Annotated in this window: 12 protein-coding genes and 1 pseudogene; 10 read left to right on the forward strand and 3 right to left on the reverse strand. The window is 68.5% G+C overall.

Features of this window, described 5'->3' with window-relative positions:
* Window positions 1–2: 2 nt before the first annotated feature.
* Window positions 3–1,067 (reverse strand): ABC transporter substrate-binding protein, encoded by a 1,065-nt coding sequence (locus ACHMXA_RS18080; RefSeq protein WP_395316041.1) that lies wholly within the window; start codon window positions 1,065–1,067, stop codon window positions 3–5.
* Between the two features lie 227 nt (window positions 1,068–1,294).
* Here ACHMXA_RS18080 and mgrA point away from each other — a divergent pair, with 227 nt between their 5' ends.
* The 10 genes and pseudogenes from mgrA (at window position 1,295) to ACHMXA_RS18130 (ending at window position 11,050) form a co-directional block, all read left to right on the forward strand.
* Window positions 1,295–2,335, forward strand: coding sequence for an L-glyceraldehyde 3-phosphate reductase (gene mgrA / locus ACHMXA_RS18085; RefSeq protein ID WP_395316042.1), 1,041 nt, complete (start codon window positions 1,295–1,297; stop codon window positions 2,333–2,335).
* Window positions 2,336–2,467: 132 nt separating this feature from the next.
* On the forward strand, window positions 2,468–2,665 hold the full coding sequence (locus tag ACHMXA_RS18090) for a hypothetical protein (protein WP_176664006.1): 198 nt from the start codon (window positions 2,468–2,470) through the stop codon (window positions 2,663–2,665).
* A 40-nt stretch (window positions 2,666–2,705) separates the two neighbouring features.
* A complete protein-coding gene (locus tag ACHMXA_RS18095) occupies window positions 2,706–3,212 on the forward strand; it encodes an AAA family ATPase (protein ID WP_395316043.1) in 507 nt (168 codons plus the stop codon).
* A 133-nt stretch (window positions 3,213–3,345) separates the two neighbouring features.
* Window positions 3,346–4,359, forward strand: coding sequence for an LLM class flavin-dependent oxidoreductase (locus ACHMXA_RS18100; RefSeq protein WP_395316044.1), 1,014 nt, complete (start codon window positions 3,346–3,348; stop codon window positions 4,357–4,359).
* Window positions 4,360–4,398: 39 nt separating this feature from the next.
* On the forward strand, window positions 4,399–5,736 hold the full coding sequence (locus tag ACHMXA_RS18105; protein WP_395316045.1) for an LLM class flavin-dependent oxidoreductase: 1,338 nt from the start codon (window positions 4,399–4,401) through the stop codon (window positions 5,734–5,736).
* A complete protein-coding gene (locus ACHMXA_RS18110; protein ID WP_395316046.1) occupies window positions 5,736–6,278 on the forward strand; it encodes a GNAT family N-acetyltransferase in 543 nt (180 codons plus the stop codon). Before ACHMXA_RS18105 ends, ACHMXA_RS18110 begins: the two co-directional genes overlap by 1 nt.
* Window positions 6,275–8,098, forward strand: coding sequence for an amino acid ABC transporter permease/ATP-binding protein (locus ACHMXA_RS18115; protein WP_395316047.1), 1,824 nt, complete (start codon window positions 6,275–6,277; stop codon window positions 8,096–8,098). The genes ACHMXA_RS18110 and ACHMXA_RS18115 overlap by 4 nt, the downstream gene beginning before the upstream one ends.
* Before the next feature lie 35 nt (window positions 8,099–8,133).
* On the forward strand, window positions 8,134–9,054 hold the full coding sequence (locus tag ACHMXA_RS18120) for an ABC transporter substrate-binding protein (RefSeq protein ID WP_395316048.1): 921 nt from the start codon (window positions 8,134–8,136) through the stop codon (window positions 9,052–9,054).
* 4 nt (window positions 9,055–9,058) lie between these two features.
* A pseudogene (locus tag ACHMXA_RS18125) lies at window positions 9,059–10,013 on the forward strand (ABC transporter substrate-binding protein).
* A complete protein-coding gene (locus ACHMXA_RS18130; RefSeq protein WP_395316049.1) occupies window positions 10,010–11,050 on the forward strand; it encodes an LLM class flavin-dependent oxidoreductase in 1,041 nt (346 codons plus the stop codon). Before ACHMXA_RS18125 ends, ACHMXA_RS18130 begins: the two are co-directional and overlap by 4 nt.
* Before the next feature lie 143 nt (window positions 11,051–11,193).
* Here the strand turns inward: ACHMXA_RS18130 and ACHMXA_RS18135 are convergent, their stop codons facing one another.
* Both ACHMXA_RS18135 and ACHMXA_RS18140 read right to left on the reverse strand, forming a co-directional pair.
* Window positions 11,194–12,849, reverse strand: a complete 1,656-nt coding sequence (locus ACHMXA_RS18135; RefSeq protein ID WP_395316050.1) for an ankyrin repeat domain-containing protein — start codon at window positions 12,847–12,849, stop codon at window positions 11,194–11,196.
* 150 nt (window positions 12,850–12,999) lie between these two features.
* A complete protein-coding gene (locus tag ACHMXA_RS18140; protein WP_395316051.1) occupies window positions 13,000–13,746 on the reverse strand; it encodes a response regulator transcription factor in 747 nt (248 codons plus the stop codon).
* Between the last annotated feature and the right edge of the window lie 7 nt (window positions 13,747–13,753).

Here is a 13,753-nt window from a genome sequence, read left to right on the forward strand (position 1 = left end):
TCTCAGGTCTTCGTGGCGAAGGGGTTGAACTCGTTCGTGTACACGTCCTTCACCGACACCTTGCCGGCGGCGAGCTTGCCCTCGGACTGCAGGATGTCGATGTAGTACTGGATCGGCGGCTCGGTCACGACCAGGTCGTCGACGTAGGCGTAGCGGTCGACGTTCTTCAGCTCCATGTTGATGCGCTTGGCCACCAGCTTGCGGGCTTCCTCGGTGTTGGCGTTGACCCAGTTGCCGGCCTTGGCCAGCGCCGCGACCACGTCGCGCACGGCTTCGGGGTGCTGGCGGATGAACTGGCCGTGCGCGCTGTAGGGCGCCATGCCGCCCAGGCCGCCGTCGAGGTCGAAGTCGCTCCACAGCCGCACCAGCGAGTCGGCGTTGTCGGCGCGGCCGGAGAAGGGCGCGTGGATGATCGCCAGGTCGGTGTTGCGCGTCACCAGCGTCTGCTCGGCCTGCTCGTCGGGGATGACGACGAAGTTGATCTTGTTCACGTCCACGCCGTGCTGGCGCAGGTACTTCTTGGTGACGAACTCGGCGCAGGCGCCGAAGCTGTTGAAGCCGATGGTCTTGCCTTCGAGGTCCTTCGGTTCGCGGATGCCCGAGTCCTTGCGAACGAAGTACTTCATGTGCGGCGCTTCCTGAAGCGTCTTGCCGCCGGCGGCCACCACCTTGAGGTCGGCACCCGAGGCGATGGCCGAGATCACCAGCGGCACCATGCGGCTGCCGAAGTCGATCTCGCCCGTGCCCACCAGCGGAATGATCTGCGGTGCGGCGATCTTGCCGACGTAGTCGGGGCGGGTGTTGGTGCCTTCGAAGTAGCCGAGCTCATCGGCCAGGTAGATCAGGTCGAAAGAAGGGTTGTTCGGGTACTTGAAGGCGACCTTGTCGCCGGTCTTCTTCACCACGGCCGGGGCGCCGCCGGCCGATGCGGTCTTGCCGCCTTCCTCGCGCGAGCAGCCCGCGAGCAGGGCGCCGCCGAGGCCTCCGGCGGCGGCGAGCGAGGCGAAGGTCTTGAGCGCGTGGCGGCGCGAAGGACGCGAAGGAAGGGCGGGGTTCTCGATGGGCATGGCGGCACGCTCCCGCGGAGGAGCGCTCCTTGTAGCAAGTTGGCGGAGCGACGATGCTAGAAAGCGCCCCGCGCCGGGCCAACGAAGAAAACCGCGTTTGCATATGCGGCGACGGATAAGTGCGACAGCCGCGTGGAAATGCTTGCCGCGCCGGGCACGCGGGGGCATCCTCTGCGGCTCCTTTCCATCCGATCCATCCTCATCCCTCGCCAGGACAAGACACGCCCATGACCTACCACGCCGACTCCAAGCGCTACGACGCCATTCCCTACCGCCGCGTCGGGCGCAGCGGGCTCGTGCTGCCCGCCATCTCGCTCGGGCTCTGGCACAACTTCGGAGACACCACCTCCATCGCCACCCAGCGCCAGCTGCTGCGCACCGCCTTCGACCTGGGCATCAACCACTTCGACCTGGCCAACAACTACGGCCCGCCCTACGGCAGCGCCGAGACCAACTTCGGCCGCCTGCTGCGCGAAGACTTCAAGCCGTACCGCGACGAACTCATCATCTCCAGCAAGGCCGGCTGGGACATGTGGCCCGGCCCCTATGGCCAGGGCGGCGGCTCGCGCAAATACGTGCTCGCGAGCCTCGACCAGAGCCTGAAGCGCTTGGGCGTGGACTACGTCGACATCTTCTATTCGCACCGCTTCGACCCGCACACGCCGCTGGAGGAAACCGCCTCCGCGCTGGCCCAGGCCGTGCAGCAGGGCAAGGCGCTGTACATCGGCATTTCTTCCTACTCGGCGGGCAAGACGCGCGAGATCGCGGCGCTGCTGCGCGAGTGGAAGGTGCCGCTGCTCATCCACCAGCCGGCCTACAACCTGTTCAACCGCTGGATCGAGAAAGACCTGCTGGACGCCACCGGCGAACTGGGCGCGGGCGTCATCGCCTTCACGCCGCTCGCACAGGGGCTGCTGACCGACAAGTACCTCAACGGCATCCCGGCCGATGCACGCATCAACCGGCCCGGCGGCGGCTCGCTCAAGCAGGAGCACCTGTCCGAAGCCAACGTCGAGCGTGCCCGCGCCCTCAACGAGATCGCAAGGCGCCGCGGCCAGACGCTGGCGCAGCTCGCGCTGACGTGGACGCTGCGCGACCCGCGCGTGAGCTCGGCGCTGATCGGCGCGAGCCGGCCCGAGCAGATCGTCGACAACGTGGCCGCGCTCTCGCACGCGCCGCTGAGCGCCGAGGAGCTTGCCGAGATCGACAAGTACGCGGTGGAAGGCGGCGTCAATCTCTGGGAGAAGCCTTCGACGGACTTCGCCTGAGGGGCGCCTGAGCGCACCTGAAGGCCGGCATCGCGATTCACGAACCGCATCAGGAAACTTGGAATCCGTCTTTGGCAGGAGCGATGGTGCCCAGCAGAATCGGCGCAAGAAAGCATTTCGCGATTCACTGCCATGCAACTGCGCACCCACCATGTTTCCCCGGCCGCCCAGGCTCGCCACGTGATCGACCTGACGGCGAAGTCATGGCGCATTCCCCCGAGCTCACCGCACGCGCTGGCGCGCCGCGCACCATACGGCCATGTGCCGCTGAGGGCGCTGCGCCGGCTTCGCGCGGCCGCGATGCTTACGCTGCTGCCGCATTCGTGGTGAACTCCATGTCGGGCCGCGGGGCCCGGATGGAGGCGACGCCATGCTGATCGTCCTGGGTGGCTTGCCGGGCGCGGGCAAGACCACCATTGCGCGGGAAATCGCCGCGCTCGTTCCCTGTGCCTACCTGCGCATCGACACCATCGAGCAGGCACTGCGCTCTTCGGGCGTGCCTGCAGGTGGGGTCGGGCCCGCGGGCTACGTCGCAGCCTATGCGCTGGCCCGCTCCAATCTCTCGCTCGGGCAGTCGGTATTGGCCGATTGCGTCAATCCGCTGCCGGTCACCCGCGAGGCGTGGCGCGCGGTCGCGGCGGATGCCGCTTCTCGCATCGTCGAGGTCGAGATCGTGTGTTCCGACACCGCCGAGCACCGCCGCCGCGTCGAGCAGCGCAGCATCGACGTGCCGGGCCTGGTGCCGCCGACCTGGGAGGCCGTGCAGCGGCACGACTACGCGCCGTGGAGCACGCCGCATCTCGTCGTCGACAGCGCAGTCCTCGGTGCGCGCGAGGCCGCGCAATTGATTCTTTCGCATGCACGCGACCGGGATTGAGCGCGCGAGCGAATGAGCGCATAAGCGACTGAGCATTCAGCAGATATCGATATAGGAATTCGGCGCAAGCGATGCGCGCGATGCCCAAGAGAATTCGACGCAATTCTTTCAAGGGCGTGTCCCGCCGCACATCGTGTCGTATTCGCTGTCCCTGCTCGACAAGAGCCTGATCCCCGAAGGCGCCGACGCCGCACAGGCGTTCCAGCACACCATCTCGCTCGCGCAGAGTGCCGAGCGACTGGGCTACCGGCGCTACTGGCTCGCCGAGCACCACGGCAACAGGAACTACGCAGGCTCGGCGCCCGAGGTGCTGGCCGCGCACGTGCTCGCGAAGACATCGCGCATCCGCGTGGGCACCGGCGGCGTCATGCTGCAGCACTACAGCCCGTTCAAGGTGGCTGAAGCCTTCCGCGTGCTGGCTTCGCTGGCGCCGGGGCGCGTGGACCTGGGCATCGGCAAGGCGCCGGGCGGCCTGCCGCTGGCGAGCAAGGCGCTGCAATGGCTGCACGATCCGGCCAAGACCAGGGGCGAGGACTTCGGCGTCCGGCTGTCCGAGCTCGATGCCTTCCTGCACGAGGGCATCGCCTCGGGGCACGCGCTGGCTGGAGCGGTCGCGACGCCCGATCCTCCGCAGTTGCCGCAGCGCGTGCTGCTCGGAGGCAGCCCCGAGAGCGCGGTGCTCGCCGCCCGGCTCGGCTGGCAGTTCGCCTATGCGGGGCATTTCAACGGCGACCCGGTGAACCTCGCGCGATCGATCGAGGCCTATCGCGCGGAGACCGGGCGCGCCCCCTTGCTCGCGCTCTTCGCCTTTGCCGCGCAAACGCACGAGAAGGCCGCCGAGCTCGTGGGCGCGTTGCGCAGCTTCCGCGTGCACCTGCCTACCGGCCAGAGCGTGAACCTGCCCAGCCTCGAGGCCGCGGCCGAGTTCGCGCGGCAGGCCGGCGTGAGCGACTACCGGACCGAGGAGCGCCGCCCCCACGTGATCGCCGGCACCGGCGAAGAAGTGCGCGATGCGCTCGACGCGCTGAGCGAGCAGTACGGCATCGAGGACTTCGTCATCGACATCCCGGTGGCCGGCTTCTCGGAGCGCCATGCATCCGTCGAACTGCTCGCCAGGGCGCGAGAACCGGCGGCCGCACCGGCCTGAGCCTTTCCATTCCACAAGCGACACAAGAGAGACATCGTCATGAGCAACATCAGGTTCGGCGTCATGCTGCAAGGGGCCGGCAGCCACATGAACTCCTGGAAGCATCCGGGCGGGCCGGCCGACGCCAGCGTCAACCTCGACTTCTTCATCCGCACGGCGCAGAAGGCCGAGGCCGCGGGCATCGCCTTCGCGTTCGTGGCGGACGGTCTCTACATCAACGAGAAGTCGATCCCGCACTTCCTCAACCGTTTCGAGCCGATCTCGATCCTGTCGGCGCTCGCCACGGTGACTTCGAAGATCGGCCTCGCCGGCACGGTCTCCAGCTCCTACAGCGACCCGTTCACGGTGGCGCGCCAGTTCGCCTCGCTCGATCTCATCAGCGGCGGGCGCGCGGGCTGGAACGTGGTGACCACGCCGCTGGAAGGCAGCGCCAAGAACTACAGCCGCGCCCATCCCGAGCACGCACTGCGCTACGAGATCGCCGACGAGTACCTGGCCGTGACGCAGGGGCTGTGGGACAGCTGGGACGACGACGCCTTCGTGCGCGACCGCGAGAGCGGCCGCTTCTTCGACCGCGACAAGCTGCACACGCTCGACCACAAGGGGCGCTTCTTCCAGGTGGCGGGGCCGCTGAACATCCAGCGCTCGCCGCAGGGCCAGCCGGTGATCTTCCAGGCTGGCTCGTCCGACGCGGGCATCGGGTTGGCGGGCAAGTACGCCGATGCGGTGTTCACGCATTCGCCTTCGCTGGAGGACACGCGCAGCTTCCTGCGGCAGGTGAAGGCCAGCGCGGTCGCGCAGGGCCGCCAGGCCGGCGACGTGAAGATCTTCCCGGGCATCGGCCCCGTGGTCGCGGCCACCGAGGAAGAGGCCGAAGCCAAGTACCGCGCCATCCGCGAACTGCTGACAGTGGAGGAGGCACTGGCCTATCTCGGCCGCTTCTTCGACCATCATGACTTCAGCCAGTACCCGCTGGACGCGCCGTTCCCCGAGCTGGGCGAACTGGGCCGCAACAGCTTCCGCTCGACCACCGACCGCATCAAGGCCAACGCGAAAGCCAAGGGCCAGACGCTGCGCGAGGTGGCGCTCGAAGTGGCCACGCCGCGCACGCAGTTCGTGGGCACCGGCGAGCGCATCGCCGACGAGATCATCCGCTGGGTGGACGAGGGCGCGGCCGACGGTTTCATCCTCGGCTTCCCGGTGCTGGGGCAGGGGCTGGACGACTTCATCGAGTTCGTGATCCCGGTGCTGGAGGCGCGCGGACGCTACCAGCGCGAGCTGCCGGGCCAGACGTTGCGCGACCACCTGGGCCTGCCGCGCAAGGCGAGCCGCTACGCGGCGCAGGAAGCCGCGCCCGCAGTGCAGAAGGCCGCGTGATGAGCGAACAGTTCCTCTACACCACGCCGCTCGATCCGCGCGCGAAGCCGCTGATCGAAGGACTGACCTTCGAGTACGACAGCCGCTACGGCGACGTGATGCGCGAGCCGGGCCAGCCGCGCGAGATGGAGCGCTACGCCGCCGAGGTGTTCACGCCCGCGCAGGGCGGCAACTTCGTGCTGCTGCTGCGCGACGGCGTGGCCATTGGCGGCGGCGCGTTCATGCGCCACGACGAGCGCACGGCCGAACTCAAGCGCGTGTGGACGCACACGGACCTGCGCCGGCAAGGGCTGGCCAGCAAGGTGCTCTTGGAGCTGGAGGCACAGGTGCTCCGCCAGGGCTACGAGCGCATCTACCTGACGACCGGCTTCCGCCAGCCCGAGGCCGTGGGCCTCTACCTTGGCCACGGCTACACGGCGCTGTTCGATCCGCCCATCGACCCGGAGACGCCGCGCAAGCTGCCTTTCGAGAAATACCTGGACACCGGGCGGCAGCGCGCCCGCGCTGCATCCGGACAACTGGTCGGAGCGGCGCAGCGATGAACACCACAGTCCTCGATGCCGGCGCCGAGCCGATCAACCCCGCACCGGTGCGCGCACCGCAGCCGCAGCGTCCGCCGGTTCCCGCCGCGGCACCGGCCAACGGCGACTACTCGCACTTCCGAATCGTGCCCGCCCGCTACCCGGCGCGCACGGCGGGCACCATCTTCGCGGTGCTGGTCATCGGCATCGTGCTGCACTCGACGCTCACCAACCCGCGCTGGGGCTGGGGTGTGTTCGCGCAATGGTTCTTCGCCGAGCCGGTGCTGCAGGGCCTGGGCCGTACGCTGCTGCTGACGGCGCTGGGCGCGCTGCTGGGCTTCTTCTTCGGCACCGCGCTGGCGCTGGCGCGGGTGTCGCGCTCGCCGCTGCTGGCGCGGCTCGCATGGGTGTTCACCTGGCTCTTCCGCTCGGTGCCGGTGATCGTGCTGCTGCTGATCATCAACAACCTGGGCTACCTCTACGAGACGGTGACGCTGGGCATTCCGGGCACCGACGTCACCTTCTTCTCGTACCCGACCACGCAGCTCATCAGCCCCTTCGTGGCGGCGCTGCTGGGCCTCACGCTGAACCAGGCGGCCTTCGCCTCGGAGATCGTGCGCGGCGGCATTCTCTCGGTCGAGCAGGGGCAGCTGGAGGCGGCCGCCGCGCTGGGCCTCTCTCGCGGGCGGCAGTCGTTCCGCATCGTGCTGCCGCAGGCGATGCGCACCATATTGCCGACGGCCTTCAACGACATCATCGGCCTGGCCAAGGGCACCTCGAACCTCTACATCCTGGCGCTGCCGGAGCTGTTCTACACGATCCAGATCATCTACCGGCGCAACCTTGAAGTGATTCCGCTGCTGATGGTGGCCACCGTGTGGTACCTCATCATCCTCACGGTGCTGTCGGTGGTGCAGCACTACGTTGAGCGGCATTTCTCGCGCGGCGCGCTGCGCAACCCGCCGAGTTCGCGGCTCGGCCGCGTGGCCAGCAGGCTGTGGCGCTCGAAGCCGGCGCCCGTGGTGGAGCCCGCCATCGTCGCACCCGCGCAGGTGCCGCGCTGGACCGACCCGCTCACGCAGGGCGGCGAGGTCAGGATCCACGGCGTGTCGAAGAGCTTCGGCGCGCTCAAGGTGCTCGACGACGTGACGCTGACGGTGGCGCGGGGCAGCGTGACGGTGATCCTCGGCCAGTCGGGCTCGGGCAAGTCGACGCTGCTGCGCGCCATCAACCACCTGGAGCGCGTGGACGACGGCTTCATCTCCATCGACGGCGAGCTCATCGGCTACCGGCGCGACGAAGACACGCTCTACGAACTGCGCGAGCGCGACATCCTGAAGCGCCGCGTCGACGTGGGCATGGTGTTCCAGAACTTCAACCTGTTCCCGCATCTCACGGTGCTGGAGAACATCGTCGAGGCGCCGATCTCCGTGCGCGGCCTCTCGCGGCCGGAAGCCGAGGCGCTCGCCTCCGAGCTGCTGGTGCGCGTGGGCCTGGGCGACAAGACGCACGCCTATCCGCGGCAGCTCTCGGGCGGCCAGCAGCAGCGCGTGGCCATCGCCCGCGCACTGGCGCTCAAGCCCAAGGTGCTGCTGTTCGACGAACCCACGTCGGCGCTCGACCCCGAACTGGTAGGCGAGGTGCTGGCCGTCATCAAGGAGCTGGCGCGCTCGGGCACCACGCTGCTCATCGTCACGCACGAGATCGGCTTCGCACGCGAGGTGGCCGACAACATCGTCTTCATGGAGCGCGGCCGCATCCTGGAGACGGGCTCGCCCGACAAGGTGTTCAACGCGCCGGAGCATCCGCGCACGGCCGAGTTCCTGGCCAAGGTTCTCTGAGTTTCCTTCTTCCCGACTTCATTTCATCGACCTTCATGATCCATCGACGAAACATCCTGTCCGCCTTCCTGGTCGCGTTGCTGATGCCGCTGGCCGCATCGGCCCAGCCCGCCCCGGACCTGAGCCCCGAGCAGCCCGGCCGCCCGCGCGCGCAGAAGATCGACGAGGCCGTCCGGCTCGCGAAGGACTTCAAGTTCCAGAAGGAGGGCGTGCTCGTCGTCGGCACCACCACCGGCCGGCTGCCGTTCGCGGCCTACGCCACCGACACCAAGACGCCCGTGGGCAACGCCCCCGACATCGCACAGCTGGTGGCCGACAGCCTCGGTCGCAAGCTGGAGCTGGTGTCCACCGCCTGGGCCGACTGGCCGCTGGGCCTGCAGTCGGGCAAGTTCGACCTGGTGGTCTCCAACGTGACCGTGACCGAGGAGCGCAAGGAGAAGTTCGACTTCTCGACCTACCGCAACGACCAGCTCGGCATCTACGTGAAGTCCGACAGCAAGCTCGGCGCCATCAAGGAGCCCAAGGACATCGCGGGGCTGAAGGTGATCGTGTCCGCGAGCACCAACCAGGAGCAGATTCTCCTGCGCTGGAACAAGCAGAACGTGGCCGCCGGCCTTAAGCCGGTCGAGATCCAGTACTACGACGACGATGTGGTGCAGCGCCTGGCGCTGCAGTCGGGCCGCGCCGACGCGTACCTGGGCCCGAACGCCATCGCCGCTTACGAGGCGCGCGACGGCAAGACGAAGCTCGCGGGCCTGTTCTCGGGCGGCTGGCCGCTCAACGCCGAGATCGCGGTCACCTCGCGCAAGGGCTCGGGCATTGCCGAAGCCGTGACGCTGGCGCTGAACACGCAGATCAAGAACGGCAACTACGCCAAGGCGCTGTCGCGCTGGAACCTGGATTCGGAGGCCATCGCGGCCTCGCGCACCAACCCGCCGGGCCTGCCGAAGAACTGAGGCGATGGCCATGAATCTCTTCAAGAACACCTGGATCGCCCGCGGCCTCGTCGCGCTCATGCTCTTGACCGGTGTGGCCGGTGCGGCCCACGCCGCCGACAAGTTCGACTTCGGCCCCGAGCAGAAAGGCCGCCTGCGCGGCCAGAAGGACGCCGAGGCGGTCAACGCGATTCCTCCGAGCTTCAAGTTCGTGAAGGAGGGCGTGCTGACGGTCGCCATCGCGCCGTTCGCACCTCCCATCTCGACCTACGCTTCCGACGCGAAGACGGTCGTCGGCTTCGACCCCGACTTCGCGCTGCTCATCGCCGATGCGCTGGGCCTCAAGCTCGACCTGCAGCCCATCGCCTGGGCCGATTGGCCGCTGGGCCTGAGCTCGGGCAAGTACGACGCGGTGATCTCCAACGTGGGCGTGACCGAGCAGCGCAAGGAGAAGTTCGACTTCTCCACCTATCGCCTGGGCCTGCACGGCTTCTACGTGCGCGCCGACAGCGCCATCAAGTCGATCAGGGAGCCGAAGGACGTCGCCGGCCTCAAGCTGACGACCGGCGCCGGCACCAACCAGGAGCGCATCCTGCTGGAGTGGAACCGGCAGAACGTGGCGGCGGGCCTGAAGCCGGTCGAGATCCAGTACTACGACGATGACGTGACGCGCACGCTGGCGGTGGTCACCAAGCGGGTGGATGCCAATTTCAACCCCAACGCGCCGCAGGCCTACGAGGCCGCGAAGAACGGGCAGATCAGGCTGGTGGGCACCGTCAACGCGGGCTGGCCGCTGAAGTCGGACGTGGCCATTGCCACGCGCAAGGGCAGCGGCCTCGCGGTGGCGCTGACCACCGCGGCCAACAACCTGATCCGCAACGGCACCTACTGCGAAGGCGCTCGCGCGCTGGAGCCTGACGGAGGAGGCGCTGCCGAAGTCGGAGGTCAATCCGCCGGGCCTGCCAAAGTTCGCCCCATGAGCAGCAGCAACATCGGCATCCGCCGTCTCGCGTTCCTGACGCCGGGCAACTACGCCGAGGACGACCCGCTGGCCGGCATCGAGGCCGCGCTGAAGCTCTTCGAGTTCGGCGAGAAGCTGGGCTTCGACGGTGCCTGGGTGCGCCAGCGCCACCTGGAGCGAGGCGTGTCTTCGGCCGCGACCTTCCTGGCCGCAGCGACGCAGCGCACGCGCCGCATCGAGTTGGGCGCGGCCGTGATCCAGATGGGCTATGAGAACCCGTTCCGCCTCGCCGAAGACCTGGCCACCGTCGACGTGCTCTCGCGCGGCAGGCTGCAGGTGGGCCTGAGCGCGGGCGCGCCGCTGCACGGCGCCTTGCTGGGCAACCGCTTCCACGACGCGGCACCCAACACCGTCGACTACAGCCACAAGCGCGTGGGGCGGCTCAAGGCCAATCTCGAAGACGTGCTGCTGGGCGACGAAGAGACCTTCGTCGAATCGGCCGGCGGACGCGTGCGCCCGCGCGTGCAGCCCCATGCGCCGGGCCTGGTCGACCGGCTCTGGTACGGCGGCGGCTCGCTGCGTTCGGTCGAATGGGCGGGGCGCAACGGCTTCAACCTGCTGCTGGGCAACGTGCTGTCGGGCGAAACCACCGACGACTTCCTGCGGGCACAGGTGGGCCTGGTCGAACGCTACAGGGCCAGCGAGACCGGTGAGAACGCTGAAGGCGGCGGGCGCAAGGGCAGGGTGGCGCTAGGCCGCGTGATCGTGCCGCTGGACAGTGCCGATGCCGCCACGCGCAAGCGCTACCGGGAGTTCGCGGCCGGCCGCATCGAGCGCACGCTGGCGCCGCAGGGCGAGCGGCGCACGCTGTTCGCGGGCGATCTCGTCGGAGCCTCCGGCGAGATCCTGGACCGGTTGCGCAGCGACCCCGTGCTGCGGCACGAGAGCGAGCTGAGGGTGGAGCTGCCCTACAACTTCAGCAGCGAGGAATACGAGCAGATATTGACCGACCTGTCCCGCCGCATCGCGCCGGAGCTCGGTTGGCGCGCGTCCTGATCGAACCGGGAAATGAATTGGAGAAGGAAGTGAGAGGAAGCAGGAGCAAGGAGTTGAGTTCGAGGTGAGTCGGAGTCGGGTTGCGTGCTTCTCGCGACCCGATGGACGGCTTTTGGCGGGCCCTCGGGCCCGCTTTTTTTTCTTCAGCCCTGCGCGGTGGAGACGCCCAGCAGGTAGTCCGTCACCTCGTCCGAGAACACGTACCGCCGTCCGCCGACGAGCACCCAGTCGGGACTCGTGGGGTCGGGCCTTGCGCCGGGCATGCCATGGGCGACCAGAGCCTGGGCGCAGCCGAGCCAGTCGCCTTTGCCGTCCGGCGGCTCGTTGCACGAAGCCCACGAGAGCCCGCCGCAGGCGTTGTCGCCGAAGCCGTGCTGCTCCTGCCAGCTGGCGCCATGCTCCAGCAGGAACCGGACGAGTCCGGCGTCTCCTCGGAACACGGCCTTGTTGAGCGCCGAGGCATCCCAGTCGCCGCCACGGGTGGCGATGGGCCAGCCGAGCTCGACCATCAGCTTCACGGCGTCGGCGCAGCCTTGCGCGGCGAGTTCGGGCAGCAGGCGCAGCTGTGCTTGCGAGAGCGAGCCGACGATGTCCGGGTGCGCAGCCTGGATGGCGCGGGCCGCGGCCTCGTCGCCCCTTGCGCAGGCGGCGATGAAGGCTTCGTCCACCGGGAGCGCGGCGCCGCCTCCGGCTTCCCGCAGGAGGCTGGCGACTTCGGGGAGACCGAAGCGCAGCGCGGCGACGTATGCGCTCGTTCCGTCGCGCGTGGTCGCCTTGGGATCGGCTCCTGCCGCAAGCAGTGCCTCGATGTGCGCGGGCGACCTGCGCCGGCGGATGGCCCACAGCAGCAGGGAGCCCCAGTCGCTGATGGGCGGGCCCATGGGCGGCTCGTTCGCGTTGCCGCCGTGCGCGAGCAGCAGGCGCAATGTGTCGACGTCGTCCAGGTCGAGCACGCGACCGAGCGCGTTCGTCCCTGCGATGCGGGCTCCGGCCTCGAGCAGCAGGCGCGTGCAGGCCGGAGTTTCGAGCGAGTGGTAGAGCGATTCGCCGTCGTTGGGATCGGCGCCCGCATCCAGCAGCAGCTTCGTCAGCGCGGCATCGCGGTTCTGGCCGGCTGCGCCGTAGAGAGCGGACAGCCGCTCGGTCTCGTCGGGCTGGGCGAGCGATGCGGGCGGCCAGCGGTTGCCCACCGATTGATTCGGGTCAGCACCTGCATCGAGCAGCAGCTTCGCGCAGTGGCGCAGGCGTTCCTTGTGGTCCGGCATCTGCAACAGGCCGGAATGGGTGAGCGCCACGAGCGGCGGAAGCGCGAGCGGGCCGCCTGCGCGGTTCACCCAGCCGGGGTCGCGCTCGACGGCCCGCCGGATCCGGGCTTCGTTGCCGACTGCGCAGGCGAGGATCGGGTCGTCGCCCAGCAAACCCGGGCTTTCTTCGAGCAGGCGCAGGGCCAGCGCAGGCCGCGCGCGGTTGGTGCCTCCGGCGATGTCGCCGGCGTAGACGAGCCGCAGCCACTGCAGCACGGCCTTCGCCGGGTCGTCCGCATGTGCGCGCCGCGCGAGAACGAAGCCCTGCAGATCGGCCCAGGATGCGAAGCCGTACTCACGCGCAACGCACGACTGCGCGTCGTGCAGGCGCAGTCCGAGCGCCGCGATCTCCGCATCGCTTTTGCCCGCGGCGGCCGGAAGGGCCTCGCGAAAGCGTGCGGTGGCGGCGGGGTCGTTGCTTCGATGGAGAGCAAGCAGCTCCTTGGCTTGCTTCTTCAGATGGCCCTGGTCGGGCCGGGCGGGCATGCGCTTCATGTGAACCTCCGTGCATCAGACGCCGATGACCCGCAAATCCGGCTGCACAAAAGGCGTGTGGATCGTCAAATGAAGGCAAGTGGGTTCAACCCTTCCCGCGGGTCCGGGCGCGGCTTGCAACCGCGGCCGGATCTTAGCGCAGCACAGCCCTCAGGCCCGAAGGCCGATGGGGCCCGCTTCCGCGTCGTTCATCGCCATCGCCGACGTTGCGCCGCCATCCGGGCGCCAGTTCAGCAAGCCGTGCTTCGTCGCCTCGCGGATCGCCTGGGTGCGCGACCTCACGCCCAGCTTGCGATACAGGCTCTTGATCTGCGCCTCGATGGTGTTGATGGAGCGGTGCGTGGCCTCGGCGATCTCGCGGTTGCTCCAGCCCCGCGAGATGAGCCACAGCACCTTGAGCTCGCGCGCGGACAGCAGCGCCCTGGCTTGCGCCGGCGCGAAGTGCCGCATCGCCTCGACATCGGCCTCCACCGTAGTGGGTGTTATCGACGTCGCCTGCGCGGGAAATGCGATGGGCCTGAGGATCTCGTGCGCCAGCCGCGCCGCTGCCGATGCGTTGCCCTGTTCGATGGAGTGCAGCAGGGACGCAAGCTCCGGCTCGCTGGCCTTCGTGAACAAGTGGCATAACGCGCTCGCGACCGCAGCGGCGCTGGAGGCGCGCGCATCGGGTTCGTCACGCTCCGCCACCAGATGGAGTTCGGGTGGCAGTGGCCTGTGCGCGGCAGGGTTTTCGACGTAGAGGGAAGAGGGCATCTTGAAGCGGGTTGCTTCGATGCAGGTGGCATTCGGGGAGCCGGTGCACGCACCGATCAAAGCGAAGTCGATCGTATTAATTGCGATCGCCGCGCGCAGCCTGTTTCGTGGCGCGGATGTGTTCTGCTTCACATCCGCGCGCAATCAGCCT

The organism is Variovorax sp. UC74_104 (genome assembly GCF_044055375.1).
GTDB lineage: Bacteria > Pseudomonadota > Gammaproteobacteria > Burkholderiales > Burkholderiaceae_C > Variovorax.

Bases quoted from the DNA above. Each gene is read 5' to 3' on its own strand.
- ACHMXA_RS18080 (WP_395316041.1), bottom strand. From the start codon at position 1,067: ATGCCCATCGAGAACCCCGCCCTTCCTTCGCGTCCTTCGCGCCGCCAC.
- mgrA (WP_395316042.1), top strand. From the start codon at position 1,295: ATGACCTACCACGCCGACTCCAAGCGCTACGACGCCATTCCCTACCGC.
- ACHMXA_RS18090 (WP_176664006.1), top strand. From the start codon at position 2,468: ATGCAACTGCGCACCCACCATGTTTCCCCGGCCGCCCAGGCTCGCCAC.
- ACHMXA_RS18095 (WP_395316043.1), top strand. From the start codon at position 2,706: ATGCTGATCGTCCTGGGTGGCTTGCCGGGCGCGGGCAAGACCACCATT.
- ACHMXA_RS18105 (WP_395316045.1), top strand. From the start codon at position 4,399: ATGAGCAACATCAGGTTCGGCGTCATGCTGCAAGGGGCCGGCAGCCAC.
- ACHMXA_RS18110 (WP_395316046.1), top strand. From the start codon at position 5,736: ATGAGCGAACAGTTCCTCTACACCACGCCGCTCGATCCGCGCGCGAAG.
- ACHMXA_RS18115 (WP_395316047.1), top strand. From the start codon at position 6,275: ATGAACACCACAGTCCTCGATGCCGGCGCCGAGCCGATCAACCCCGCA.
- ACHMXA_RS18120 (WP_395316048.1), top strand. From the start codon at position 8,134: ATGATCCATCGACGAAACATCCTGTCCGCCTTCCTGGTCGCGTTGCTG.
- ACHMXA_RS18130 (WP_395316049.1), top strand. From the start codon at position 10,010: ATGAGCAGCAGCAACATCGGCATCCGCCGTCTCGCGTTCCTGACGCCG.
- ACHMXA_RS18135 (WP_395316050.1), bottom strand. From the start codon at position 12,849: ATGAAGCGCATGCCCGCCCGGCCCGACCAGGGCCATCTGAAGAAGCAA.